Below are 25,063 nucleotides of genomic sequence, written 5' to 3' on the forward strand. Positions count from 1 at the left end.
AGGAGCAGAGCCGAAATCACGAGGAGGTGGGCACCATGGTGGAGGTCGAACGATTGCTGGCCGACTGCCTCCGGGACGCTCGCGACATTCCGTGGGGAACGGTACCGGTCGATTCCGCGGGCCCCGAGTACGAGGCCGCGCGCCGCGCGTTCCTGACGGCCGGGCTGTCCGCGCTGCGCGACGACCGGCCCGAGGACGGCTGGGTGCAGATCAACCTCGCGCCGGGCCCGGCCACTTGGCACCGGACGTACCGCGCCGTCGCGGACACGGCCCGCGACCTGATCTCCGCCGGCGCGGCGCGCTCCTTCTTCTTCATGCACAAACCGCCCGGACTGCGGGTCCGGTTCGAGGCCGGCCGGTCCGATGCCGGGGCGCTGCGCGAGGAACTGACGCGCCGCTTCCGCGCGGTGGACGGACAGCCGCAACCGCCGCTGTGCGGGCGGTACGAGCCGGAGACCTACCTCTTCGGCGGCCCGCGTTCGATGCGGCACGTCCACGACCTGTTCACGGTGGACTCCCTGGCCTGGCTCGATCACCACGACACCGTCGCGGCACCGGGCCGACCGGAGGCCGTCGCGGACTGGCGGTTGTCCCTGTACCTCCTCGGTGAACTCCTCGGCGGCCTCGGCATCGTCGGCTGGGAGCACCGCGGGGTCTGGCAGGTGCTCCAGGACGACGCCGGCCGCAGGCTGGGCACCGACCCGGACGAGGACACCCGGCGCGCCGCCGCGGGCATCCTCGCGGCCTGGCGGGCCGGCGGGCGGAGCCTGCTCGCTCCGCTGCCGCCGCGACGGCGGGCGGCGGTCGAGGTGCACGGGGACGCCGTACGCCGGGCCGCCGAGCGCTGGCGCACCGGCTACTTCGAGTCCGGTGAAGCGGTGATCGGCCCGCGCCGCGCCGCCGCCCACTACATCGTCTTCCACTGGAACCGGGGGCGGTTCTCCCTGGCCCGGCAGAGCCTGCTGACCCACGCGCTCACCGGTGACGGGAGGTCCTGACGTGGACGAGGACCGGGAACTGGGCGCCGCGGCACTGCTCCGCGTGGCCGGCATGCCCTTGGCGGCGTGGGCGGCGGCGGGCAACCCCGAGCTGTTCGCACAGGTCGCCGACCACGCCCGGCGGGACGAGCGGCGGGCGGAGCACGCCCGCCGACTGGCCGAGCAGTTGGGCATCCTGGTCGTGCCGCACCCCGCCCTCACCGCCACCGACCGCCGCGCCGTGCTGGCCGTGCGCCGTCGGCTGCACTCCGGCGCCGCACCGGGCCCGGCCGACTGCGGGCTGCTGGGGCGGCTGCCCGCCGCCGGCGGCCTCGCCGCGGACGCCGCACGGCTGGCCGGCGAGGCCGAGTCGGCGGCCGCCGCCCTGCGGCGGCTGGAGGCCGCGGTGGCGGCCGAGCGCGAGCGCGTGGGCGCCCTGGGCTGGTCCCTGGTGTGCGCGTCGCCCGTCATGCGGGCCTTCCTGGACGAGGTGGAACCCGGAGCGGCCGCAGACGTGGCCGGCCGACTGGCGGCGGGCGAGTCCTGGAGCGGGAAGCGGCTGCGCAAGCGGGCGGCGTACGTGTGGCGGGCGCTCGGCCGGGCTGCGGCGAAGACCACCCCGCGCGGCTGGGTCGGCCAGGTCACCCTGCTGCCGGTCACCCCGGCGGACGCGAAGGACGGCGCGAACGGCGGCGGGGCCGACGGCGCCCTGCCGCGGCTCGTCCCGCCCGGCACGGCCCTCGGCGAGGTGGCGGCCCAGGCCGTGGAGAACGTCCACGGGGTGCGGGCCCGGCTCGGCGCCCTGGACCTGCGGGCGGCGGACCCGGCCACGGTGCTGGCCCTGGCTCCACTGCACTTCCCCCAGCCGGCGGGCACCGCACCTGGAGCCGGTGTCCTGCGCTGCTGGGTGACCGACCCGCACGACCGGGGCCGGTTGCGGCGGGTCGACCTGCGGCGGTCCCTCCCCCTGGATCACGTGCTGGCCCACCTGGCCGACGGCCCCCGCCTGTTGGGCGACCTCGAAGCGGCTCTGCTGGGCACGGCGACGACCGTCGCAACGGCGGCCGGGGCGGCGGCTTCCGCTCCCGCGGTGCTGCGCGGCTTCCTCGCGCACCTGCTCGGACTCGGCGTGCTCCAGGCCTGCGCGGCCCCGCGCCGCCGCACCACGGGCTGGCTCGCCGCCGAGGACGTCCGCGCACGCGGCACCCTCCCGCAACCGGCGCCTCCTCCGGCACCCGCACCGAGCGCCGATTCCGCCGTACCCGCGCCCATACCCGCACCCGCACCCGTACCCGCGCCGGCACCCGCGTCGGAGCTCCGTACCACCGGCCCCGCCGCCCCCGCCGACGACGCCCGGCCGTGGTTCACCGACTCCTACCGCGCCATAGCCTCGGCGGTCTCCGGAACGGCCGCCCGCCAGGTGCAGCAGGGCCTCGACACCGCCGCCCGCGTGGCCTGGCTGCGGGAAGCCGACCGGCTCGCGGGGCCGGACCCGCACCGGCTGCCCGCCGAGCTCGCGGAGCTCACCGAACGGCCGTGCCCCCTCGGCGAGATCCTCGCGCGCCACCTGCCCGACGGCAGTTGCCCGCCGCCGCCTCCGCCCCCGCGCCGGTACGCGGGCTGGCACCCCGCCGAGACCTCCGGTTCCGGCTACGCCGGGCTGCTGGCCCACCTGTCCGCCCGGGCCGGCAGCGGACCGGTGGACCTGGACGACGACCTGCTGGACACTCTCGGGGCGCCCCCGGCCGCGACCGCGCTGCCGCCCTGGCCCCTGGACTGCGTGCTGCGTCCGCTGCCGGGCCCCGGTCCGGTCGCGGTCCTGGAGACCGCCTCACCGGCGGGCGTGCTGGACGCCCGGTTCGCCGACGCGCTCCACACCCTGCACGGCGGCTACGACAACCTCCGCAGCTACCGGGCCTTCCTCGCCTCCGTCGAACGGCTGTCCGGGGCGCGCTTCGTCGAACTGCTGGTGCCGCCGCTGGCCGGACGCGCCGCCAACGCCGTACGGCGGCCGGTCATCACCGGCTGGTGGACGGGTGATCCCGATCCCCTGCCGTACCAGGGAGCGGACGGCCTGACGGCCTGCTACCTGCCGCTGGAGCGCATCACCCTGCGACGGGTCGGCCCGCGGATCATCGCCGAGGCCGACGGGTGCCGGCTGCTGCCCGTCCACCACGCCACCCGTACACCCCTGCCCCCGTACGACGTCCTGGTCCGGCTGCTGCTGGCCGCCGGCCACCCGGCGGGCTCGCGCCTGATCCGCCTGGACGGCCTGGCCGAGGCGTTCCCCGACACGGACCGGCTGCCCCGGGTGACCGTCGGCGGCGGCGCCCTGGTCATCAGCCCCGCCGTCTGGCGGGTGCCGGCGGCCCGGCTGTGGCGGCCCGGCGACGGCGACCTGACCAAGATGCGCGCCCTCGCCGCCCTCGGGCGCTGCGCCGGACTGCCGCGCTTCGCGTTCGTCCGGGCCGTACCCCAGCCGAAACCGGTGCCCGTGGACTTCGCGGCGCTGACCTCGGTCGCCCTGCTGGAGCGGATCTGCGCGCGCCACCCCGGTGCGGACCTGCTGGTCGAGGAGATGCTCCCCGACCCTGGCGGCCTGCTGCTCCACGACCCCGTGCACGGCGGTGCCGCCGTCGCCGCCCAACTGCTGCTCAGACTTCCGTTCGACCAGGGCGCCGAGGAACTCGCGGAGCCCGCCGCCGCCGCACTGCGCGGCGAACCCGACGTCCCCGGTGCGCCCGCCCCTCGCGGGCGGGCCACCGGGGCGGTCTCCACCCGTCACCGCTCCTGAAGGAGGACAACCATGCCCGACATCACGGCGCTCACCGACCTCGACGCCCTCATCGGCGACCTGGACGCGCGCATCACCGAGACCACCCTGCCGACCCCCGAGGCCAGCAGCGGCGGCTGCAGCGGCGTCTGCACCGTCCTGATCTGCGACACGGTGCTGCTCTGTAGCGGCCTGTTCTGCTGATCTCCCGTCAGGCCGTCCGAGGGCACGCCCTCGGACGGCCACCCGGACAGCGGCCCCTGACGGCCGCCACCACCGGCACTCCGCCCGGCCCCTGACGGCCGGGCGGAGTGCCGACCCGTCGTTCCCGAGGAGTCACCGTGCCGCAGCACACCGCGAACGCCGAGAACACCGACACCGCCGGCACCGCCGTCACCGGAATCGCCGTCCGGCTCCTCGACGCCTGGTCGGCCCGGCCCCGCGAGAGCCCGGCGGTCGCCGAGCGCCCCTCCGATCCGGGCATCCCCGTCCTGGCCGCCCTGCTGCACACCACCGGAGCGCCGGAAGCCGAACGGTCCGCGGCCCGGGCCGTGGCGCTGTGGGCCCGCACCGCCGGCCAGGGGCCGGGCCACTGCGGGCTGTACGACGGCGGGCTGGCCGGAACGCTGGCGGGCCTGCGGCTGGGAGCCCTGGTCCACCCGGGCCTGCATCCGGTCGCCGACCGGCTCCGCGACCACCTGGTCCGCACCGCGCCGGCCCTCGACTGGCGCTCCGAACAGGTCGCCTTCCCGGACTACGACCTCATCGTCGGCCCCTCCGGCACCCTGCTCGCCCTGACCACGGGAGCCCGCCCGACACCGGCCCAACTCGGCCCGTACGCCGACCACCTGGCCCGGCTGTGCGACACCGACGAGCTGCCCCGGCTGCGGACGGGGCAGTACGCCGGCCACCCGCACCTGGGCTGGCTCGACGGCCGGATCAACACCGGGACGGGCCACGGCGCCGCAGGAGTCGTCATCGCACTCACCGCAGCGGTACGCCACCTCGGACCGCAGCCCGCCCTGACGCCCGCCCTGCGCCGCGCGACCGGGTGGCTGGTGCGGCAGTCCTTCGACGACGCCCGCTCCATCCGCACCTGGGACGGCGCCGGGCTCGACGGCCCACCACCCGCCGGAGCGCGCGCCCGCCAGGCCTGGTGCTACGGCACCCCCGGAGTGTCCTGGGCCCTGTGGGACGCGGCCGACGCGACGGGCGACCGGGAGACGGCCGACTGGGCCGCAGCGGCCTTCGGCACGCTCGCCGAACGGTACGACGAGCGGTTCCACCTCTTCGGCGACCGCGCGAGCGACCTGCTGGCCCTGTGCCACGGCGCCTCGGGCGTGCTGGCGGTGGCCGACGCCTTCGCCCACCACGCCGGTCTGCCCGCCGCGGCCGCGCTGAGGGCCCGCCTGCTCGCCCACCTGAGGGCCCGCCTGCCCGAGGTGGAGGCCCTGGGCGCGGAGGGGATGGGCCTGCTCGGGGGCGCGGCCGGCCCGCTGTGCGCCCTGCTCACGGCGGGCCACGACGCCTCACGGGCCTGGCTGCCCTGTCTCGGCCTGCGCTGAGCCGCCGACGCCCGGTGTCGGGCGCGCCCTCCACCGACCTGCACCGCCCGCGCTACGCCGCCCTACGCCGCCCGGAGATGGGCCAGGACGGCGAGGACGCGGCGGTTGCCCTCGGTGGGGTCGAGGTCGAGCTTCATGAAGATGTTGCCGCAGTGTTTGACCACCGAGGCCTCGGTGATGGTGAGCCGGGTGGCGATCGCCTGGTTGTTGAGGCCCTCCGCCATGAGGGCGAGGACTTCGCGTTCGCGGGGGGTCAGGCGGGTGAGGGGGTGGTCGGCGGACTGCTGGCGCAGCAGGACGCGGACCACGTCGGGGTCGATGACGGTCTCGCCGGCGGCGACCCGGCGCAGGGCGTCGAGGAAGTCGGCGACGTCGCCGACGCGGTCCTTCAGGAGGTAGCCGAGGCCTGCGGGTTGGGCGCCGGCGGCGGCGAGCAGACGGGTCGCGTACGGGGTGGCGACGTACTGGGAGAGCACCAGGACGGGCAGGCCCGGGTGGCGTTCGCGCAGGTCGAGGGCGGCGCGCAGGCCCTCGTCGGAGAAGTCGGGCGGCATCCGGACGTCGGTGACGACGGCGTCGGGCCGTTCGGCGTCGACGGCGGCGGCGAGGGCGCGGGCGTCGCCGACGGCGGCGGTCACCCGGTGGCCGCCGAGGGTGAGGAGTTCGACGAGTCCGGCGCGCAGCAGGACGGCGTCCTCGGCGATCACGATCCGGAGCACGGGACCTCCAGCCGCAGCGTGGTCGGGCCGCCCGTCGGGCTGGTCACCATGAGCCGTCCTTTCAGGAGTGCCACCCGGTCGGCGAGTCCGCGCAGTCCGGCCCCGGCGGCCGGGTCCGCCCCGCCGTGGCCGTCGTCGGTCACCTGGAGCACCAGCCGGCCGTCGGCGATGCGCCCGCTGACGGTGATGGTGGCGGCGCCGCTGTGCTTGGCGGCGTTGGTGAGCGCCTCGGTGACGGTGAAGTAGGCGGTGGTCTCGACGGGGGCGGGCAGCCGGCCGGGGAGGTCGAAGTCGGACCGGACCGGGATGGGGTGGCGCAGTGCGACCTCGGCGACGGCGGCGGCGAGGCCGTGGTCGGTGAGCACCTGGGGGTGGATGCCGCGGACCAGGCCGCGCAGTTGCTCCAGGGCCTGCCGGGCTTCGCCGCGGGCCCGGGCGACCAGGGCGGTGGCCCGGTCGCCGGACTCGGCGCTGCCGTCGCGCAGCGCGTGGTCGGCGAGGCCGAGGGTCATGCTGAGCGCGACGAGCTGCTGTTGGGCGCCGTCGTGCAGATCGCGTTCGATGCGGCGGCGTTCGGCTTCGAAGGCGTCGGCGAGCCGGGCCCGGGAGCGGGTGAGTTCGAGGACCTGCCGCCCGGTGTCCTCCTCGCGGGGCCCGAGCAGGAGGCGGGCGAGGGCGACCTGGGCGGCGGTCAGCAGGGCCCCGGCGTAGGCGCAGAGGAGGAGTCCGGCGAGCCCGGCGGCGCTGAACGGCAGGGCGGCGAGCGGCCCGGGCACCGCCCGGCCGGGGATGATCATGACGGTTTCGGGAGCCAGCGCCCAGACGATCACCGGGGAGGCGACCAGGGCGCCGGAGAACAGCAGCGCGGCGCTGAAGCCGAGCGCGGCGGCGGCGAGGGCCGTCGCGGTGAGCGCGGTGTGGGCCAGTTCGCGCCAGGTGGCGCGCTCGCGCAGCCGGGTCCGCAGCCGGGCGCGGCGGCCGGCACCGGGCAGCGGGCGGTGCGGGTCGGGCAGCGGTGCCGGCTCGACCAGCCGCAGCCGTCGGCGTTCGAGGGCGGCGACGGGGATGCCCGCGAGGGCCAGGGCCAGGAGGACCGGCAGTCCGACCCCGACCACGGACAGGCCCAGACCGAGCACCAGCAGCACCGTCAGGGCGGCCAGCAGCAGCGGGCCGAGCAGCGCGCCGCCGAGCAGGTACGCCCAGCAGCGCGGCACCCACGGGGTGACGGGGAAGCGCAGCGGATGGGCTCGCAGCGCGGCCCAGACGGCCGTCGGCTGCTGCTCCCCCTCGTTCACCCGGCCACTCTAACGAACCCTCTGACCAGGCCTCGGGGCGTCGGACGTGGAGGCGGCGGAGCCGACCGGGCGGGCTGCGGGCCGGGGGCGGGTCAGGGCGACGGCGGCGATCACCAGGACGCCGCCGGCCAGGGCGTTCCAGCCGACGGGCTCGGCGAGGAAGGCCGCGCCGAGGGCCGTGGACCACAGCGGCATGACGTAGGTGACGGCGGAGGCCACCGCGGTGCCGGCCGTGCGGACCAGCCCGAGGTTGAGCAGGTACGCGAGGCCGGTGCCGACCGCGCCCAGCACCAGCAGGGCGCCGGCCGCGCCCACCCCCGGCCACCGCGGGGCGCCCGCGGCGAACGGCGCGATGGCGGCCAGCTCGGCGGTGGCGCAGGCGATCTGGACGGCGGAGAGGGTGACCACCGACTCCGGCCGACCGGAGAGGAAGCGGCGCAGGTAGGCGAAGCCCGCGCCGTAGCAGCAGGCGGCGGCCAGGCAGGCGAGGCCGCCGGCGGCCTCGCCGGAGCCGATGCCGCGCCAGACCCCGAGCACGGTGAGCACGCCGACGAAGCCGAGGGCGAGTCCGGAGAGCCGGCGGGCGCCGGGGCGGCGCTCCTAGGCGACGGTGAGGACGGTGAACAGCAGGGTGAACAGCGGGGTGGTCGCGTTCATCACCCCGGCGAGGACGGAGCTGACCCGGGTCTCGCCGAACGAGAACAGCGTGAACGGCACGGTGTTGAGGAGCACCGCGACGACGGCGGAGTGCCCCCAGAGCGCGCGGTCGCGGGGGACGCGCTCGTGGCGCAGCACGAGGATCGCCCACAGCGTGACCGCCCCGAGGGCGCAGCGCCACAGCGCCACCCACAGCGGCGGCACCCCCGCCTCCACCGCCACCTTGATCAGCGCGAAGCTCGCGCCCCAGATCGCCGACAGCGCCACGAAGCCCGGCAACCAGCGCCGCACCCGGACCACCTCCATCTTCGTCCCGTTGGTTCCGTGTCGGTCCCGCCCAGGGTCCAGTCTCGGGGCCCGTCTCGGGTCCCGCCTGGGGTCCGCCTCGGTCCCGCCTCGGATCCTGTCTGGACAGAGGGTGGCCCGGCGGCAGAGCATGAGTCCAACAAGTGGCAGCACCGGATGGATGAGGAAGTCTCATGGCCTCGGAGGTCAACCTGGCCCAGCTGAGGGCGCTGGTCGCGGTCGCCGACACCGGTGGGTTCGGCGCGGCCGCCGACGAACTGGGCATCAGCCAATCCGCCGTCTCGCACGCCGTCGCCGCGCTGGAGCGGACCCTCGGCGCGCCCGTCCTGCTGCGCGGCACCCCGGCCCGGCCCACTCCCCTGGGCGAGCAGATCCTCCCGCACGCCCGCACCGCCGTCGCCTCCGCCGCCGCCGTGCGCGCCATCGCCACCCGGCACTCCGGCGGCCCCGTCGGGACCGTGCGGCTCGCCGCGCCGACCACCGTCTGCCAGGCGCTGCTGCCCGGGCTGCTCCGGGACTGGAAGGCCGCCTACCCGCAGGTCACCGTCCGGGTCTTCGAGGGCGAGGACGACGAGCTCGCCACCTGGTTGGAGGCGGGCACCGTCGACGCCGCCGTCCTGGTCGACCCCGGGCCGCTCCCGCCCGGGGCGGTCGCGCTCGGGGCCGACTCCATGCACGCGCTGCTGCGCCGCGACCACCCGCTCGCCGGGCAGGAGGCCATCCACGTCGCCGACCTGGAGGACGACGACTTCCTGCTCTCCGAGGGCGGCTGCGAACGCCACATCCGCGAGGCCTTCCGCCGGGCCGGCGCCCGTTTCACCCCCCGGCACCGCATCCGCGATCTCAACACGCTCATCGGCATGGTGCACGCGGGCGTCGGGGTCTCGGTGATGCCCGCGCTGGCGCTGACCATGCTCCCGGCCGACTGCGTGCTCGTCCCGATCCGGCCGGCCGTCCACCGCACGCTCACGCTCACCGGGCCGACCAGCCGGCCGTGGTCGCCGGCGGTCGGCGGGCTGCTGGCGGCGGTGGGCGCCGCGCGGGGAGCGGTGGGCGCCGCGCAGGAAGCCGGTGACGCCGCGCAGGGGGCGGGGGCCGGGGTCCGCGTGGCGGCGCGCGCCTGACGGGGAGCCCGTTCGGCGCCCGGTCCACCGCCGGCGCCGGGCCCCGGCTTGACCATTTCGGGGTTGACCGCCCTTCCCCGACAGGTCTATACCAGTGACAGCCTTCGGCAACTACCCCCTGCCGGACACCCGTTCGGTCTGCGCGCCACCCCCACCTCCGGCGTCAGCAGCCCCTCCCCCACCGCCGTCCGCCTGGAAAGGCCCTCGATGGAACGCGCACTTCCCCCGCACCCCGCCCCCCGGAACCAGCGCCGCCGCCCGCGCCGGGTCGCCGCCGCCGTGGCCGGGGTGCTCGGCCTGGTCGCCGGCGGCGTCGCCGCGCTCGCCGACACCGGCTCCGCCGCCGCCGACACCACGACCGGCCTCGGCAGCAACTGGTACGCCTCGGCGCCCTACCTGATGCCCGAGGACAACAGCCCGCCGGACGCCGGGGCGGTGATGGACGCCACCGGGCAGAAGGCCTTCCAACTGGCGTTCATCCTGGCCCAGGGCACCGGTTGTTCGCCGTCCTGGGGCGGCACCTCCTCGATCGACACCGACACCACCATGCCCGGCGTCATCCAGACCATCCGCGGCAAGGGCGGGGACGTCTCGGTGTCGGTCGGCGGCTACGGCGGCACCAAGCTCGGCCAGGTCTGCGGCACGCCGGAGGCGACCGCCGCCGGGTACCAGAAGGTGATCACCAAGTACCAGTTGAAGGCGATCGACTTCGACCTGGAGGAGCCGGAGTACGAGAACACCGCGGCGATCCACAACGAGATCGGCGCCGCCCGGATCCTCCAGCAGAACAACCCCGGTCTCTACATCTCGATCACCACCGCCGGGACCAACGCGGGGACGGGCTGGTTCGGCACGCAGATGCTGAACGAGGCCAAGTCGCAGGGCTTCACGCCGAACAACTACTCGATCATGCCGTTCGACGGCGGGTTCAACGGCGCCGCCGCGCAGACCGACGCGCTGGTGAAGTTCAACCAGATCCTCCAGACCACCTTCGGCTGGTCCGAGGCGACGGCCTACGCCCACGAGGGCGTGTCGATGATGAACGGCCGCACCGACGCCGCCGAGTACTTCCGGCAGGCGGACTTCCAGGCCGTGCTGGACTTCGCCACCGCGCACAACCTGGCCCGGTACACCTACTGGTCGGTCAACCGGGACCGGCAGTGCACGGGCCCGGTGGACCCGGGACTGTCCGGCTCCTGCTCCAGCGTGGCGCAGAACGACTGGGACTTCACCAAGTACACCGTGAAGTTCGCCGGGGCGACCCCGCCCACCACCCCGCCGACCACGCCTCCGACCACCCCGCCCACCACGCCGCCGACGACTCCCCCGACCACCCCCGGGGCCTGCACCGACCCGGCGTGGAGCGCGAGCACCACGTACACCAGCGGCAGCAAGGTCTCGTACGGCGGCCACAAGTACCACGCCAAGTGGTGGACGCTGAACGAGGTGCCGAGCGCCAGCGGCCAGTGGGGCGTCTGGGGCGACGACGGCCCCTGCTGACGGGCTGACGGGCTGACGCCTGGTGCCCGGGGATCTGCGCACCCCCGGGCTCCGGGCACGTCAGTTCGCGGCCGCGAACCGCTCCCGCAGGTCGGCCAGCACCCGCGCCGCCTCCGGGAGGCCGGCGGCCTCGCAGCGGGCGATGCCCGCGGTCAGCCGGGCGACGGCCGCCTCGGTACGGCCGAGGTCGGCGCCCTCGATCAGCGCGGCCAGCCGGACGGCCTCGGCCCGGGACGTCCCGGCCCGCTCGTCACCGCCCTCGTAGACCGCGATCGCCCGCTCGACCTCGGCCAGCGCCTCCTCGTGGCGCTCGGCCATGGCCAGGCAGCGCGCCCGCTCGTAGTGCGAACCGCCGCGCAGGTACCAGGGGTTGTACTCCTGACCGGCCTGCCCGGCATGCTCCCCGGCGGCGTCCGCCTCGGCCAGCCGGGCCAGCGCCGACGCCAGCCCCTCCGGGCCCTCGGCGTGCATCGTCAGCCGGGCGAACTCGCGCAGTGTAGCGGCCAGTTGGTCCACCTGGGGGGCCTCGGCGTGGGCCGCGAGGGCGCGGTCGAGGGCGGCCTTCGCGGCCTCCCAGCGGTCCGCCCGGGCCAGTGCCAGCGCGGCCTCGCAGGCGACCATGGTGTGGGTGTCCTGCTCCTCCCAGCCGGCGACGACGTCGGCCAGCCGCAGGTACTCCTCGGCGGCGTCCCGGTGCTCGTCCAGTTCGGTGAGGCCCCGGGCGAGGTCCAGCCGGGCCTGCGCGAGCATCCGTACGTCCAGCTCCGACGCGGCGGCGTCCAGCAGCACCGACTCCAGCACCGCGACGGCGTCGGCCGTCCGGTCGGCGGCGCGCAGCACGTCGGCCAGCTGGAGGCGGGCCCGGGCGGCGTCCTCGGCCGCCTCCCGGCCCTTGCGGTCGAAGCGCGCGGCCGCCTCGGTGAGCGCCCGGACCGCACCGCCGCTGTCCCCGGCGCCCATGGCCGCGTGGCCGAGCATCAGGTAGGTGGGCGCGTACGGGTAGGAGTCGTCGCCCCAGCGGGCGGCCTCGGCGAGCGCCCGGTGGAACACCTCGACGGCCTCGGCGGACTCGCCGCCCTGCAGCAGCACCTGGCCCAGCAGGCCCAGCACCCGCGGGGCGTGCCAGGGCAGCTCGGCCGCGTCCAACTCGCCGAGCACCTCGCGCAGTTCGGTGGTGGCCTCGGCCAGCCGGCCCTGCCGGGCGGCCGCGTCGGCCAGGTACTGGCGGGAGGTGGCGGCGCGGCGGGCGGAGCCCAGCTCCACGGCGGTGCGGTGGTAGCCGCCGGCCGCCGCCTCGAAGCGCTCGACGGCCTCGGCGGGCGGCTCGGGCAGCGCCTCGACCAGGTCGTGGTGGGCGGCGTAGGCGCGGACCTGCCACACGATCAGGTGGTCGTCGTCCGCCATCGCGCCGGCGGCCCGCAGCTCCTCGGCCCGGCGCAGCGCCTCGTCGAGCGCCGGCCAGTCGGCCACCGCGCCCTCGACGTCGCCGAGTTCCACGATCAGCGCGCGGGCCCGGACCATCAGGGCCTGGCCGGGTAGCCCGGCCTGCTCGAACAGCTCGGCGGCGGCCAGCAGCCCGGCCCGGCCGTCGGCGTGCTCGTCCCGCTCCAGCGCCTGGTGGGCCCGCTGCTCGGCGAGTTCGGCGCGCAGCCGTTCGGGGCTGCCGACCGCGGTGCCCTCGGGGTGGGCGAAGCCGTCGGCGGCGGCGCGTTCGGCGATCCGCCGCCAGAGCCGGTCGGCGTCCGGGTGCCCGACGAGCTCCAGCTCGCGGGCCCGGACCACCAGGGCGGTGAAGTCCTCCGGCTCCGGCTCGACGGCCCGGCGCGGTGCGGGCGCGAGGGCCGGGGCGGCGGCCAGCTCGGGCGCGGCGGCGGCGCGCACGCCGAGGGCCAGCGGCTCGGCCAGCAGCGGCTCACGGGCCAGCCGGGCGCGCCGGTCGGCGCCGACCGCGTCGGTGCCGTTGCGGGCGTCGAAGCGGGCGGCGAGCGCGTCGGCCTCGGCGCGCACGTGGGCGAGCAGGGTGTCCGCCGTCCAGGAGGTGCCGGGCGGGCCGCTGACGGCGAGCCCGCCGTGGCCGCCCCGGGCCAGGACGGCGAGCAGCACCTCGACGCCGGTGAGGAAGGACAGCAGCGCGGACGGCTCGCCGGCCACCGCGAACAGGTCGCGGTTCTCGGCGAGCAGTTCCAGGCCGCGCGGCTCGTTGCCGGACAGCGCGCAGAACTCGACGTGGCGGCCGACGGCGTGCGCCATCGAGGCCTTGCCGCGCGCGGCGCGGTAGCCGGTCAGGTGGCTGGAGCGGGCCTCGTCCAGACGGCCCCGGCGCAGCAGCGGGAGCAGGGCGGCGGCCTGGCTGAGGGCGGGCTCCTGCTCGCAGCTGCTCCGGCCGTCGAGGACCGGCTGCAGGACGTCCAGCGCCCGGGCGTCGTCGCCGGCGTCCGCGAAGTGCTCGGCGCGCGCCCGGGTCTCGCAGGCGTGGCAGTCACTCAGCTCGGAGCGCGGGCGGGCCGTCCACAGCTCGTAGGCGTCCTGGCGGCCGGTGCCGGTCTGCGCGGCCAGGTGGTAGCGCTGGGCGTAGTACGGCTGGAGGTCGAAGCCGGCCGCCCGGTAGCGGTCGCGCAGTTCGGTGTGCCAGCGCCGCAGGGCCGGCAGCGGCACGTCCGGGTTGCCCAGGAGCGCGCCGGCCACCCACTTGAAGCGCCAGAACACCTGCTGGCGGGCCCACTCGCCGAAGCCGTCCGGGTCGGCGTCCCACAGCTTGAGGAGGCGGGCGAAGACGACCGGGCTCTTGCTGCGCTCGCCGTCGTACTCGTACGCCTCCATCAGCTCCAGCAGGGCCATCGAGCGCGCCCCGGTGTCGTCGAACTGCTCGGCGGCGTCGACGAGTTCCTCGGCCGCGACGGTCCGCTGGCGGCCGTACGGGCGGGCGTCGTTCTCGCGCAGCGCGGCCATCACCGCGTCGGGGGTGTCCAGCATCAGGCCTCCTTCGGGTCGGTGCGGTCCGGGCCGGCCGACTCGTGGCCGAGCATGGCGTGGTCGAGCAGGCTGATGAACGAGCGGTTGAGCAGGGCGCTCTCGCTGGCCTTGAGCGGGCGGCGGGTCATCAGCACGGCCTGCCCGTACAGCGCCTCGACGGCGGTGACGGCCAGCTCGCGGTTGGTGACCGTCGCGGCGCGGCGCACCAGCGGGTTGAGGTGGTTGAGCACCAGCTGGGCGCGGGGCGCCTCGGCGCGCAGCGAGCCCAGGATGTCCGCCCACAGGCCGTCGGCCTCCTCGGCGAGCTGGGCGCGGCTGCGCTCGTGCCGGGCCTCCCGGTTGTCCAGCAGCAGCGCGGGCGCGTTGGTCGGGTGGAAGCTGCGCAGGGCGACGTCGCAGTCGAAGCGGCCGACCACCTCGCGGGCGACGGCGAGGAAGGCGTTCGCGGCGAGCTCGGCGGCCGGGTCGACGGTGTCCAGGTGCGCGGTGACGGTGCCCGGGTCGAGGTCGGAGACCGAGACGCCGGGGCGGATCTCGGGCAGCCGGTGCACCAGGTCGCGGTCGTAGGTGTAGCCGCCGTTGACCACGCCGAGGCCGGCGGCGCCGGCGATCGGGGCGACCTGGCGGAACTCCTCGACGGTGCGGGTCACCAGCACCACCGGGTGGCTGCGGGTGAACTCGTCCAGGGTGACGTTGCCGTCGGTGGTCTCGAACGGCAGCCACGGCAGCATCATCCGCAGCAACTCGTCGTCGTAGCGGGCGAGTTCCTTGACGGCCAGGTGGTGCACGGACAGGAAGCGGTGCAGCAGCGCCGGATCGCTCGCGGACAGGCCGGTCAGCCAGTCGCGGATCCGGACGCCCAGCGCGTCGCGGACGGCGGCCAGCGTCTCGTCCGCGTACAGGCCCTCGCGGGAGGCGGTCGGGCGCAGGCCGTCGGTGTCCACCACGCAGCGGACGAAGAACGCCCAGTCCGGCAGCAGTTCGTCGGCCTGGTCGGACAGCAGCATGCCCTTGAGGTGTACCCGGTGGCCCGAACGGCGGGACGGCGGGGCCGCGTCCGGCAGCACGTAGGCGACGCCGCGCAGGCCGACCAGCGGCAGGTCCAGGTCGATGGTGTCGAGCGGGGCGAAGTCGAAGGCGGCGCGGCAGTACTCGGTCAGCGCGTCGCGGCGGGCCAGCGGCGAGCCGTGCCGCTCGGCCCACGGCGGGGTGCGGTTCACCCGGTGCTCGGTGCCGTTCGCGTCCACCACCGTGACGTCGTGGCGCAGCAGGCTGCCGAAGTCCCGGGCCAGCGCGAGGACGCGGCCCGACCGCGTCCACTCGACGGCGTCGGCGCGCGGGACCAGCGTCACGGTGGTGCCCGGCTCCGGCTTGGCCGCGGCGGGCAGGGTGCGGATCGTGTAGCGGCCGTCGGAGCCGCCGCGCCACTCGATCACCGGCGCGTCCGGGGTGGCGGCGGAGCGGGTCACCACGGTGATCTCGTCGGCGACCACGAAGCAGGCCAGCAGGCCGATGCCGAACTGGCCGATGAAGTCGCCGCGGGCCTGGGCCAGCCCGGCGCCGTCCAGCCGGCCGTCGGCGTCGCGCTTCGAACTGCGGCCGATGGTGGCGAGGAAGGTGTGGACGTCCGCCTCGGTCAGGCCGACGCCGGTGTCGGTGACGCTCAGCTCGTCGTCGGCGCGCACGACGATCCGGGCCGGCGCCTGCGGATCGAGGGCGCGGCGGGCGGAGATCGCGTCCACCGCGTTCTGCAGCAGCTCGCGCAGGTACACCCGCGGGCTGGAGTAGAGGTGGTGGGAGAGCAGGTCCACCAGGCCGCGCAGGTCCACCTGGAAGGTGTGCGCGCTCGCCGCGTTGTCGGGCGTCGGGTTCTCGGATGGGGACACCGGGGGCTCTTTCGATCGCGGGGCGGGTGACGGAGGTTCTGGGCGGGCCGGGGCGTCAGTACGCGCAGCGGTCCCGGTGGGAGGCGAACGCCTTGAGCGGATCACCGGACAGGAAGTGCCAGGGCGACTCGGTGACGGCGCCGTCCAAGGCCTCGAACAGCAGGCGCGCGGTCTTGCGCTGGCCGGCCAGCGAGAAGGCCATCGCGAAGGCGTTGAAGGAACCCTGCCAGCCGCGGACCGGCGTGAAGTCCGGGTGCAGCACGGAGCGGAAGGCCGCCTCCTGCAGGTCGGCCACCACCTCCGCGCTGGCCAGGTAGGCGCGGTCCTCACCGTCCGGGAGGTCCAGCCAGCGCTCCAGGTGCGCCAGCACGACCAGCTCGCCGAGCTGGCTGCCCTCCGGCGCCGCGAGCATCGAGGCGCGGGCGAAGGCGTGCATCTCCTCGTGCGAGCCTCCCCACTTGGCGCACAGCTGCTGGAGGCGCTGGCGGTGCGAGGCCGGATGCCCGGGAGCACGGCGCACGGCGGCCTCGAAGCGGCAGGTCGCGACCTCCGCCGGGAGCGAGGCGCCGCGGGCGCTGATCTGCAGGAAGTACCAGGGGGCGAGCCAGGACGGCTCGCGCTCGGCGACCTCCAGCAGCTGCTCCTCGGCGACGTCCAGCCGCTCGTGGAACACCTTCCACTGCTTCTCGGACACGTGCTTCGCCCGGGCGCCCGTCCGGGCCTCCCAGGCCCAGGTGACGTGCCGGGCACCGGACAGCAGCAGCGCCGACGTGTCCTCGGGCCGGTCGGCGAGGGCCCGGGCCGTCCACTCCTCGACCCGGGGCACGTCCGCGATCGCACCGACCCGCCCGGTCAGGTCGACGCCGTCCCCGACGGCGGCCAGCGCGGGGCCCAGGGCCGCCCAGTCACCGGCGGCGGCCTGGGCGAGCATCAGGCGCAGCGACTCGTCCCCGAGCGCCGGATCCAGCCGCGGCGCCGCAACGGCCTTCACGGGCGCGGACCCGACGGCCCGTCGCACCCTCCCGCGCCAGCCCGCCCCGCCCTGCGCGGACTCCTCGCCGGAGCGGCGTCGGAACAGCGGCATGTGTGGCCCCCTCGAACATCATCGGCATCTTTCGCATGGCCGCACGACGGCCACCCCAGATGAGTAGATATCACGGCCGACCGACATCCGTTTCCCCAGCCCAGGGGCGGTCCCGGTCCGGCACCCGCGGGGACCGCCCCACGGCCCGCCGACCGGGGCGAACGGCCGGGGCCGACGGCCGGGGTGAGGGCACGTCGAACGCGGTCGAGGGCACGTCGAACGCGGCGGCTCCGTCCGCTCCGGCGCCGAGCGCAAACGGCCCCGGCGCCTCCTCGGCCCGGGGCTTCGCTCCGCTCCGCGTACGCGGCGGCCGTCAGGCCAGTCCGAGCCCGGCGTCCGGGGTCCTGCCCGCCTGGGCCTGCTCGATCCGCTTGACCAGCATCGCCCCGAACCGCCGGGCGGCAGCCACGTCGGCCGGCCCGCCCTCGGTGGTCACACTGGCGACGACGGTGCCCGAGCGCAGCACGATGCCGATGCCCTCGCTCTCGCCCAGCTGGCCCTGGAAGGCCTGGCTCTCACTGCCCAGCACCGGGGAGTCGACCTTGCGGAACGGCCCGGCTCCGTAGGAGGCGTAGGACTCCTTGAGCTTGCCCTTGGCGGCGTCGCGGTTCGGCAGCGTCTCGACGATGAAACGGGCGACCACGTCCCCCGAGGAGAACCGGACGGAGCCGCTGAGCGGCTTGCCGGTGCACGGCGCCGACGCGGTGCAGGTGGTGGTGTGGTCGATGGTGTCGACCTTGCGCTTCTCCTCCTCCCAGCCCGTCATCGCCTTCGCGTCCGGCAGCACCTGCCCGACGAGCTTGTCGTCCAGCAGCACCGCCTCCAGATCCGCTCCGGGCGTCGCCGCACCGGCCGGCGGAGCGGACGCCCCGGCGCCGCCGCCCCCGGTCGCCGGCGCCGAGGCCGCCCCCGCCCCCGCCCCCGTCGCGGCGGCGGGCACAGACGCCGACGCCGAAGCCGACGCCGGGACCGAAGCGCTCTCACCGCCCGCCGAACCCGTCGCGCTCGCCACCGCACTCGCCGCCCCCGCCGCGCCCTTGGCCGCGTCCGAGCCCGCCGCGGAACTCCCCGCAGAACCCGCCGAGCAGCCGGCCAGCACCCCCATCAACGCCCCGGCCGCCACTGCGGAAGCCACCCTCCGACCAGCCGTCCCCATCCCCATCGCCCACTCCCTCCGGATGTCCGTGACCCATCAAGATAGCCGCCACCCCCGGCCGGCCCGCGCCCGGGTGCACCCGGGCCGATCAGGAGCGGAACGGCGGCGGGGCGGTGACCGTGGTGGTCACCGCCCCGCCGCCGGAACCGCCGGAACTGCCTGAGTCGCCGGAGGATCAGACCGCCGGGGCCGGGTAGGTCGGGAACTCGACGCCCGAGACGTACTGGACGACCCGGATGACCTGGCAGGAGTAGCCGAACTCGTTGTCGTACCACAGGTAGAGGATCGCGTTGTCGCCCTCGACCTTGGTGGCGCCGGCGTCGACGATCGAGGCGTGGCGCGAGCCGATGAAGTCGCTGGAGACCGCGTCGGGAGAGTCGGTGAAGTCGATCTGGCGCTTCAGCGGCGAGGTCAGCGAGACGTTGCGCAGGTAGTCGAGGACCTCCTCGCGGTTGGTCTCGCGGGCCAGCTGCAGGTTGAGGATGGCGATCGAGACGTCCGGCACGGGGACGCGGATCGAGCTGCCGGTGATCTTCGCCTGGAGGTCCGGCAGGGCCTTGGCGACGGCCGAGGCGGCGCCGGTCTCGGTGATCACCATGTTGAGCGGTGCCGAGCGGCCGCGACGGTCGGCCTTGTGGTAATTGTCCAGCAGGTTCTGGTCGTTGGTGAACGAGTGGACGGTCTCCACGTGCCCGCGCAGCACGCCGTACTCGTCGTCCATCGCCTTCAGCGGCGGGACGATGGCGTTGGTGGTGCAGGAGGCGCAGGACAGGATCTGCTCGTCGGGCTTGATCGTGTCGTGGTTGACGCCGTGGACGATGTTCGGGACGTCGCCCTTGCCCGGCGCGGTCAGCACGACCTTGGCGATGCCGGGGCGCAGGTGCTTGGACAGGCCCTCCCGGTCGCGCCAGCGGCCGGTGTTGTCGATCAGGATGGCGTCCTTGATCCCGTACTCCGTGTAGTCGACCTTGGTCGGGTCGTCGGAGTAGATCACGGTGATCTCGTTGCCGTTGGCGATGATCTTGTTGTTCGCCTCGTCGACGGTGATCGTGCCCTGGAACTGGCCGTGGATGGAGTCCCGGCGCAGCAGCGAGGCGCGCTTGACCAGGTCGTCGCCGCCGCTGTCGCGCACGACGATGGCCTTCAGGCGCAGGCCGTTGCCGGAGGCCTTCTCGATCAGCAGGCGGGCGACCAGGCGGCCGATCCGGCCGAAGCCGTAGAGGACGACGTCGCGGGCGTCGCGGCGCTCCAGCTTGTTCTCGCCGGTGGCGCCGGAGACGGCCCGGGCGGTGAACTCCTCGACCGACAGGCCGTGGTCGTCGGCCCGGTAGGTCGCGGCGAGCATGCCGATGTCGATCTGCGAGGGGCCGAGGTCCAGGGTGGTCAGCGCGCTCAGGAAGGGCATCGTCTCGGTGACCGAGAGCTCGGCGCCGGCTATCTGGCGGGCGAAGCGGTGCGTCTTCAGGATGCTGACCACCGACTTGTTCACCAGGGACCTGCTGTGCAGCAGGACGGTCACGTCCCGCTCGCGGTGCAGTCGCCCGATGATCGGGATCATCGACTCCGCGATCTCCTCGCGGTTCTTCCAGTCCGTGAACACGTCGTCGTTGACAGTCACAAGTCCATCTTTCGAGCTGAGGGTGTTGCGCACATGGTAGCTTCGCCCGCCCCCGCCCCTTCGGCCGGTCCCTCCCCCCGCCCGCCCGACCTCGCCCCGCCCGCACCGCCCGGACCTGCGACTTCGTCCCGGCCGGGGCCCACCCCTGCGGCGCCCGCCCACCGCGAAGGTGATCACCGCCACCCCCGGGGCCGGTCGCGGGGGCCTCGCCCGCGGCGGATTTGCCGGGGGTGCGGGGTGGTGGGGTAATGGAAGCGACCCGTGCTTGAGCGTTCCGCGAACGACCCGGGAGCAGCCATGACAGACGGTCCCGAGCCCATCAGTGCCGAGGCCCTGCGCGCCGTGCAGGAGGAGTTGGCCGAGCTGCGCGGCGAGCGGGCGAAAGTGGTGGGGACGCTGCGCGGGGAGGACGTCGGCGACCGGGCGGACGCGGCGGACGAGTTGCAGCGGGCCGACGACGTCGCCCGGCTGGACGAGCGGATCGCCGAGCTGGAGGCCCGGGTCCGCGAGGGGGCCGCCGCCGGACCGCCGTCCACGGAGGTGGTGGGGGTGGGCTCCACCGTCACCGTGCGGTTCGCGGACGGGGTGGAGGAGACCGTCGAGGTGGCGGAGCTCGCCGAGGTGCGGGAGGAGACCCTGGTGACCGCCGACAGCCCGCTCGGGCGGGCGCTGCTCGGGCGGCATGCCGGGGAGACGGTGAGCTACGAGGCGCCGAACGGCGCGGCGAGCGCGGTCGTGCTGGCGGTCGGCGGACGGAGGGCTTCGTGAGCTCCCCCGACGACCGCGCGCCGGACGATTCCGCGCAGGACCCCACGCGGAACCACGCCGCCCAGGACCGCCCCGTCCAGGACGAGCCGGCCGTGGGCCCCGACCCCGTCGGGCCGCCGCGGTTCGCGCCGTACCACCACCCGGCCGCCGGCTGGGGCGCCGCGAAGAGCGTGACGCGCTTCCTGGTGAAGGAGGGCGCGTACGTGGACGGGCCCCGGGCGATCATGCGGATGAACCACGAGAGCGGCGGCTTCGACTGCCCCGGGTGCGCCTGGCCGGACGACACCAAGGGCCTGCACCTGGACATCTGCGAGAACGGCATCAAGCACGTCACCTGGGAGATGACCCGCAAGCGGGTCGGCCGCGAGTTCTTCGCCGCCCACTCGGTGACCGAGCTGTCCGGGTGGAGCGACTTCGCGCTGGAGGACCAGGGCCGCCTCACCGAGCCGATGGTGTACGACGCCGGCTCGGACCACTACGTCCCGATCGGCTGGAAGGACGCCTTCGAGCTGGTCGGCCGCACCCTGCGCGAGCTGGACGACCCGAACCGGGCCGCCTTCTACACCTCCGGCCGACTCGGCAACGAGGCCACCTTCCTCTACCAGCTGATGGCCCGCGAACTGGGCACCAACAACCTGCCGGACTGCTCCAACATGTGCCACGAGGCCAGCGGACGCGCCCTCCAGGCCTCGCTGGGCACCGGGAAGGGCACCGTCGACCTCAAGGACTGGGAGGTCACCGACGCGCTGTTCATCATGGGCGTCAACGCCGCCTCCAACGCGCCCCGGATGCTCACCGCCCTCGCCGACGCGCACCGCCGCGGCGCGCAGATCGTGCACATCAACCCGCTGGTCGAGGCGGCCGCGACCCGCACCATCGTCCCGCACGAGTTCGTGGACATGGCGCTGTTCAAGTCCACGAAGACCAGCACGCTGAACCTCCAGCCGCGCATCGGCGGCGACATGGCGCTGGTGCGCGGCATGGCCAAGGCGATCCTGGAGCAGGCCACCGCCGACCCCCGGGCCCTGGACCGGCAGTTCATCGAGCGCCACACCACCGGGTTCGAGGCCTACCGCGCGCTGTGCGAGGACACGCCCTGGGAGGAGATCGAGCGGCAGAGCGGGCTCGGCCGGGCCGAGGTCCTCAAGGCCGCCCGGGTCTACCGCGACGCCGACCGCTCCATCGTCAGCTGGTGCCTGGGCGTCACCCAGCACGAGCACGGCGTGGACACCGTGCGGGAGATCGTCAACCTCCTGCTGCTGCGCGGCAACCTGGGCCGCGAGGGCGCCGGCCCGTCACCGGTACGCGGGCACAGCAACGTCCAGGGCAACCGGACCTGCGGCATCGACCACCGCCCCTCGCCCGAGTTCCTGGACCGCCTCGGCGAGGCCTGCGGGATCGACCCGCCGCGCGCGCACGGCCTGGACACCGTCTCCGCCGTCGAGGCGATGCGGCGCGGCGAGGTGACGGTCTTCGTCGCCATGGGCGGCAACTTCGCGCTCGCCGCGCCCGACACGCCTTACACCCACGAGGCTTTGCGCGGCTGCGAGTTGACCGTCCAGGTGAGCACCAAGCTGAACCGCAGCCACCTGGTGCACGGCCGCCGGGCGCTGATCCTGCCGTGCCTGGGCCGCACCGAGAAGGACCACCAGCGCGGCGGGGTGCAGAGCACCTCGGTCGAGGACTCGATGAGCATGGTGCACCTGTCCGTCGGCATGAAGCGCCCGGCCTCCCCGCACCTGTTGTCCGAGCCCGCCATCGTCGCCGGGATGGCCCGGGCGGCGCTGCCGGACAGCCGGACGCCCTGGGAGTGGTACATCGAGGACTACGACCGCATCCGCGACACCATGTCCCGGGCACTGGACGGCTTCGAGGACTTCAACCGCCGGGTGCGGCTGCCCCTCGGGTTCCGGATCAAGCAGCCGGCCCGCGAACTGGTCTTCCTCACCCCCTCCGGGCGGGCCGAGTTCTCCACCGCGCCGCTGCCCGACGTCGTCCCCGCTCCGGGCACCCTGGCGCTGGGCACCATGCGCTCCCACGACCAGTGGAACACCACGATCTACTCCGACAACGACCGCTACCGGGGCGTGCGGAACCTGCGCACGCTGGTCTTCCTGAACACCGACGACATGCGCGAGCGCGGCATCGCCGAGCTCGACCCGGTCGACATCACCAGCACCGCGAAGGACGGCAGCACCCGCACCCTGAACGGCTACCTCGCGATCCCGTACGACATCCCGCGCGGCTGCGCGGCGGGCTACATGCCCGAGATGAACGTGCTGTGCGCGATCGGCGACCACAGCACCCAGAGCGACCAGCCGATCATGAAGCACCTCAAGGTCACCGTCACCAAGGCGTAGGGATCAGGCGCGGCGCCCGCTCCGAACGCCCACGCCGACGACCGCGCCTACTCCGACGGCTGCGGCGTCCAGCGGTGCAGGCCCTTGCGGTCGTAGTACCGGGTCATCCCGAAGCCGAAGGCCAGGGCGAGCAGCACGCCGACCGCGATCATGGTCCAGCCCCGGGCCAGGCCCGCGTCCGCCCGGGCATCGAAGAACAGGATCGCCCGGATGCCGTCGCTGAGCTGGCGCATCGGCTCGAAGACGCTGAGGAAGCGGTAGAAGCCGGGCACCGCCTGGAGCGGGATGGTCGCCCCCGAGGAGGGCAGCGCCAGCGCGATGAAGACGAACATGGACACCAGCTGCCCGATCCCGCCGAACGCCGCGTTGATCGCCTGGACCCCGAGGCCGACGGCGAGGCTGGCGCAGTAGGCGAAGACCCAGAGCAGCCCCTGGTGCGGGGCGTCCATGCCGAGCACGGTGACCGAGCAGAGCATCACCAGGGTGGTGGTGAGCAGCATGATGCCGGCCGTCATGACCATCTTCAGCAGCAGGGTCTGGGTGCGGGTGATCGGGACGGTCGGGCGCCGGGTGTGCCAGGGGCCGAGCTCGCTGTCGCTGTAGCCGAGCGCGGTGTCGACGCCGTTGTGGATGATGTTGCCGCCGATGAAGCCGGTCAGCACGGCCAGCAGGGTGTAGTAGAAGGCGCTCAGGCCGAGCCCGCTGTGGGCGCCGATCGGGTGGCCGACCCGGGTGGTGACGGCGAGCGGGTCCGCGAGCAGCAGCCGCGCGGTGGCGCTGGTGCCCGTGCCGGAGGCGGTGGGCGGCACGGCCGCGGTCAGCTCCTTGCCGAGCGCCAGCGAGGCCTGGTGGGCGGCGGACTGGGTGATCTGGGAGGCCAGCGAGGAGCCGAGGCTGCCGAGGCCGGGGTTGGTCAGCACCGTCAGGGTGGGCCGTTCGGTGGCCCGGCCGGTGGTCAGTGCCGCCACGTCGGCGGTGAACGCCTGCGGGACGACCAGCGCGCCGTAGACCTTCCCGGTGGAGAGCTGGTCCATCGCCTCGGCCTGGTCGACCTGGCGCCATTCGACGGTGCTGCCGGGCGTCCCGGCGACGATCTCCCGGCTGAGCCGCGCGCCCAGGCTCTCCGTCCGGCCCGGCGGCGGCGGGCCCTGATCCGCGTTCACCAGGGCGATCGGGAGCCGGTGCAGGTGCCCGTTCGGGTTGAGGATGCCGCCCATGTAGAGCAGCGACAGCACCACGGCCAGCAGGCCGCACAGGATGCTCGGAACGAGCCACAGCTTCGCGTGGCGGGCGAGCACGAGGGCCCGCGCCTGCCGGGGACCGCCCTGGGAGCCTGCGGACGCCATGCCACCCCTCGGATTCGGGCGCAACCTGGTGCTGCTGCCGATGCGGTGGGAAGTCGTTCCGTGGCGGCCCGGCGGCAAAACCCCTCGTCACCCGATCCGCCCCGCCGCCGCCCGCCGCGCCTCGGCCGGGGCGGCCGGAGACTGAAGGTAAAGGTTCTACCAAGTACGCAAGTATCGGCCTCCGCGCGGTCTATGCTTCTGGAGGTTTGAAGAAGGCACCTCGTTCGGTGAGGCTTCTTCACGGACACAGGCCACTGATCCGACGACGTCGAGAGACGCCCAGGGTTAGGACAGATCTTCCCGACCTAAGGGTTGATCCGAAGTGGCTTCCGGCCCGACCGGGCTGGACACGCCGTGGAGTGCCAAAGCTCTGACGAGTTGGGGTGAACCGGCGGTCGCTTCGCGCGCCGGCGAACTCCTTGCCGCGTCGATCACACGCACCACGGGGTGCGTCGACCGGGAGGAGGCGAGAGACATGGATTGCAGTAGTCCGGGCCACAGTTGCCCCTACCCCCGCTTGTCCTCGCACACTCCCGGCACGCGGTAACGACCCTCCCTGCGAACATCTTTGACGGCTCATCACCTCGACACCCGGCTTCGCCGTGCCCGAACGGGCCCGCACCGCCGGGTGGCGATGCGCCGCGCCCGTCCGCAGGGGGATCGCCGCCGTGCGCCCCCGATCGCCCCGCCTGCCCCGGGGCCCACGGGAGGATCGTCATGACCACCAACGCCACACTCGACTCCAAGGTCCCCGCCCCGCGTTCAGCGGTACTGGACGACGCCCACGTCGGCGACATCAAGGGTGCGCTCGGCACCATCCGGCTCGACGACACCACCCCGCGCCACGGCCTGTCCGCAAGACTCAAGACCCTGCTCGCGATCGTGGGCCCCGGCCTGATCGTGATGGTCGGCGACAACGACGCGGGCGCCTTCTCGACGTACGGACAGGCGGGGCA

19 protein-coding genes, 1 pseudogene and 1 riboswitch are annotated in these 25,063 nt (G+C 74.9%); of the genes and pseudogenes, 10 read left to right on the top strand and 10 right to left on the bottom strand.

Annotated elements, in window-relative coordinates; translation table 11 throughout:
* Positions 1–35 precede the first annotated feature (35 nt).
* The 4 genes from ACIQVZ_RS05185 (at position 36) to ACIQVZ_RS05200 (ending at position 5,315) form a co-directional block, all read left to right on the top strand.
* Positions 36–998: a thiopeptide-type bacteriocin biosynthesis protein gene (locus ACIQVZ_RS05185; protein WP_402447340.1), complete on the top strand. Its 963-nt coding sequence runs from the start codon at positions 36–38 to the stop codon at positions 996–998.
* A gap of 1 nt (position 999) precedes the next feature.
* On the top strand, positions 1,000–3,771 hold the full coding sequence (locus tag ACIQVZ_RS05190; protein ID WP_402447342.1) for a lantibiotic dehydratase: 2,772 nt from the start codon (positions 1,000–1,002) through the stop codon (positions 3,769–3,771).
* Positions 3,772–3,783: 12 nt separating this feature from the next.
* Positions 3,784–3,954, top strand: a complete 171-nt coding sequence (locus ACIQVZ_RS05195) for a hypothetical protein (protein WP_350883108.1) — start codon at positions 3,784–3,786, stop codon at positions 3,952–3,954.
* Between the two features lie 137 nt (positions 3,955–4,091).
* Positions 4,092–5,315 carry a lanthionine synthetase LanC family protein gene (locus tag ACIQVZ_RS05200; RefSeq protein ID WP_402447344.1) on the top strand — a complete coding sequence of 408 codons (1,224 nt, stop codon included), beginning with the start codon at positions 4,092–4,094 and terminating at the stop codon, positions 5,313–5,315.
* A 62-nt stretch (positions 5,316–5,377) separates the two neighbouring features.
* Here ACIQVZ_RS05200 and ACIQVZ_RS05205 read toward each other — a convergent pair whose 3' ends face one another.
* The 4 genes from ACIQVZ_RS05205 to ACIQVZ_RS05220 are packed head-to-tail and all read right to left on the bottom strand — an operon-like array spanning position 5,378 to position 8,277.
* Positions 5,378–6,034 carry a response regulator transcription factor gene (locus tag ACIQVZ_RS05205; RefSeq protein ID WP_350883112.1) on the bottom strand — a complete coding sequence of 219 codons (657 nt, stop codon included), beginning with the start codon at positions 6,032–6,034 and terminating at the stop codon, positions 5,378–5,380.
* Positions 6,019–7,329 carry a sensor domain-containing protein gene (locus ACIQVZ_RS05210; RefSeq protein ID WP_402447346.1) on the bottom strand — a complete coding sequence of 437 codons (1,311 nt, stop codon included), beginning with the start codon at positions 7,327–7,329 and terminating at the stop codon, positions 6,019–6,021. The genes ACIQVZ_RS05205 and ACIQVZ_RS05210 overlap by 16 nt, the downstream gene beginning before the upstream one ends.
* Before the next feature lie 9 nt (positions 7,330–7,338).
* Positions 7,339–7,875 (bottom strand): EamA family transporter, encoded by a 537-nt coding sequence (locus tag ACIQVZ_RS05215; protein ID WP_402447348.1) that lies wholly within the window; start codon positions 7,873–7,875, stop codon positions 7,339–7,341.
* Positions 7,876–7,929: 54 nt separating this feature from the next.
* The gene (locus tag ACIQVZ_RS05220) at positions 7,930–8,277 is read right to left on the bottom strand and encodes an EamA family transporter (protein WP_402447350.1); all 348 of its coding nucleotides are present in this window, start codon (positions 8,275–8,277) and stop codon (positions 7,930–7,932) included.
* Between the two features lie 188 nt (positions 8,278–8,465).
* On the opposite strand from ACIQVZ_RS05220, the gene ACIQVZ_RS05225 reads away from it, so the two are divergent.
* Positions 8,466–9,416 (top strand): LysR family transcriptional regulator, encoded by a 951-nt coding sequence (locus ACIQVZ_RS05225; RefSeq protein ID WP_402447352.1) that lies wholly within the window; start codon positions 8,466–8,468, stop codon positions 9,414–9,416.
* 207 nt (positions 9,417–9,623) lie between these two features.
* The gene (locus ACIQVZ_RS05230; RefSeq protein ID WP_402447353.1) at positions 9,624–10,916 is read left to right on the top strand and encodes a carbohydrate-binding protein; all 1,293 of its coding nucleotides are present in this window, start codon (positions 9,624–9,626) and stop codon (positions 10,914–10,916) included.
* Between the two features lie 60 nt (positions 10,917–10,976).
* Here the strand turns inward: ACIQVZ_RS05230 and ACIQVZ_RS05235 are convergent, their stop codons facing one another.
* From ACIQVZ_RS05235 to ACIQVZ_RS05250, 4 genes are all read right to left on the bottom strand, one after another.
* On the bottom strand, positions 10,977–13,889 hold the full coding sequence (locus ACIQVZ_RS05235; RefSeq protein ID WP_402447355.1) for a hypothetical protein: 2,913 nt from the start codon (positions 13,887–13,889) through the stop codon (positions 10,977–10,979).
* Entirely contained in the window at positions 13,889–15,775 is a 1,887-nt protein-coding gene (locus ACIQVZ_RS05240) for an HSP90 family protein (protein WP_063349747.1), read from the bottom strand. The genes ACIQVZ_RS05235 and ACIQVZ_RS05240 overlap by 1 nt, the downstream gene beginning before the upstream one ends.
* 55 nt (positions 15,776–15,830) lie before the next feature.
* A complete protein-coding gene (locus ACIQVZ_RS05245) occupies positions 15,831–16,859 on the bottom strand; it encodes a hypothetical protein (RefSeq protein ID WP_402447357.1) in 1,029 nt (342 codons plus the stop codon).
* 313 nt (positions 16,860–17,172) lie between these two features.
* Positions 17,173–17,676: a hypothetical protein gene (locus ACIQVZ_RS05250; protein WP_402447359.1), complete on the bottom strand. Its 504-nt coding sequence runs from the start codon at positions 17,674–17,676 to the stop codon at positions 17,173–17,175.
* Here ACIQVZ_RS05250 and ACIQVZ_RS05255 point away from each other — a divergent pair.
* Positions 17,660–18,178 carry a hypothetical protein gene (locus ACIQVZ_RS05255; RefSeq protein WP_402447360.1) on the top strand — a complete coding sequence of 173 codons (519 nt, stop codon included), beginning with the start codon at positions 17,660–17,662 and terminating at the stop codon, positions 18,176–18,178. The two genes, ACIQVZ_RS05250 and ACIQVZ_RS05255, sit on opposite strands and share 17 nt — an antisense overlap.
* 12 nt (positions 18,179–18,190) lie before the next feature.
* On the opposite strand, the gene ACIQVZ_RS05260 is transcribed toward ACIQVZ_RS05255, so the two are convergent.
* The gene (locus tag ACIQVZ_RS05260; protein ID WP_350883128.1) at positions 18,191–19,633 is read right to left on the bottom strand and encodes a glyceraldehyde-3-phosphate dehydrogenase; all 1,443 of its coding nucleotides are present in this window, start codon (positions 19,631–19,633) and stop codon (positions 18,191–18,193) included.
* A 297-nt stretch (positions 19,634–19,930) separates the two neighbouring features.
* Between ACIQVZ_RS05260 and ACIQVZ_RS05265 the strand changes: the two genes are divergently transcribed.
* The gene (locus tag ACIQVZ_RS05265; protein ID WP_350883130.1) at positions 19,931–20,401 is read left to right on the top strand and encodes a GreA/GreB family elongation factor; all 471 of its coding nucleotides are present in this window, start codon (positions 19,931–19,933) and stop codon (positions 20,399–20,401) included.
* A 92-nt stretch (positions 20,402–20,493) separates the two neighbouring features.
* A complete protein-coding gene (locus ACIQVZ_RS05270) occupies positions 20,494–22,761 on the top strand; it encodes an FdhF/YdeP family oxidoreductase (protein ID WP_402447387.1) in 2,268 nt (755 codons plus the stop codon).
* Between the two features lie 47 nt (positions 22,762–22,808).
* Here ACIQVZ_RS05270 and ACIQVZ_RS05275 read toward each other — a convergent pair whose 3' ends face one another.
* Positions 22,809–24,107 carry a YhgE/Pip domain-containing protein gene (locus tag ACIQVZ_RS05275; RefSeq protein ID WP_402447363.1) on the bottom strand — a complete coding sequence of 433 codons (1,299 nt, stop codon included), beginning with the start codon at positions 24,105–24,107 and terminating at the stop codon, positions 22,809–22,811.
* A 212-nt stretch (positions 24,108–24,319) separates the two neighbouring features.
* A riboswitch (M-box (ykoK) riboswitch) is annotated at positions 24,320–24,497 on the top strand.
* Between the two features lie 327 nt (positions 24,498–24,824).
* Between ACIQVZ_RS05275 and ACIQVZ_RS05280 the strand changes: the two are divergent.
* Positions 24,825–25,063: pseudogene (locus ACIQVZ_RS05280) on the top strand (manganese transporter); the annotation flags it as partial.

This window comes from Kitasatospora sp. NPDC098663 (genome assembly GCF_044760075.1).
Lineage (GTDB): Bacteria > Actinomycetota > Actinomycetes > Streptomycetales > Streptomycetaceae > Kitasatospora.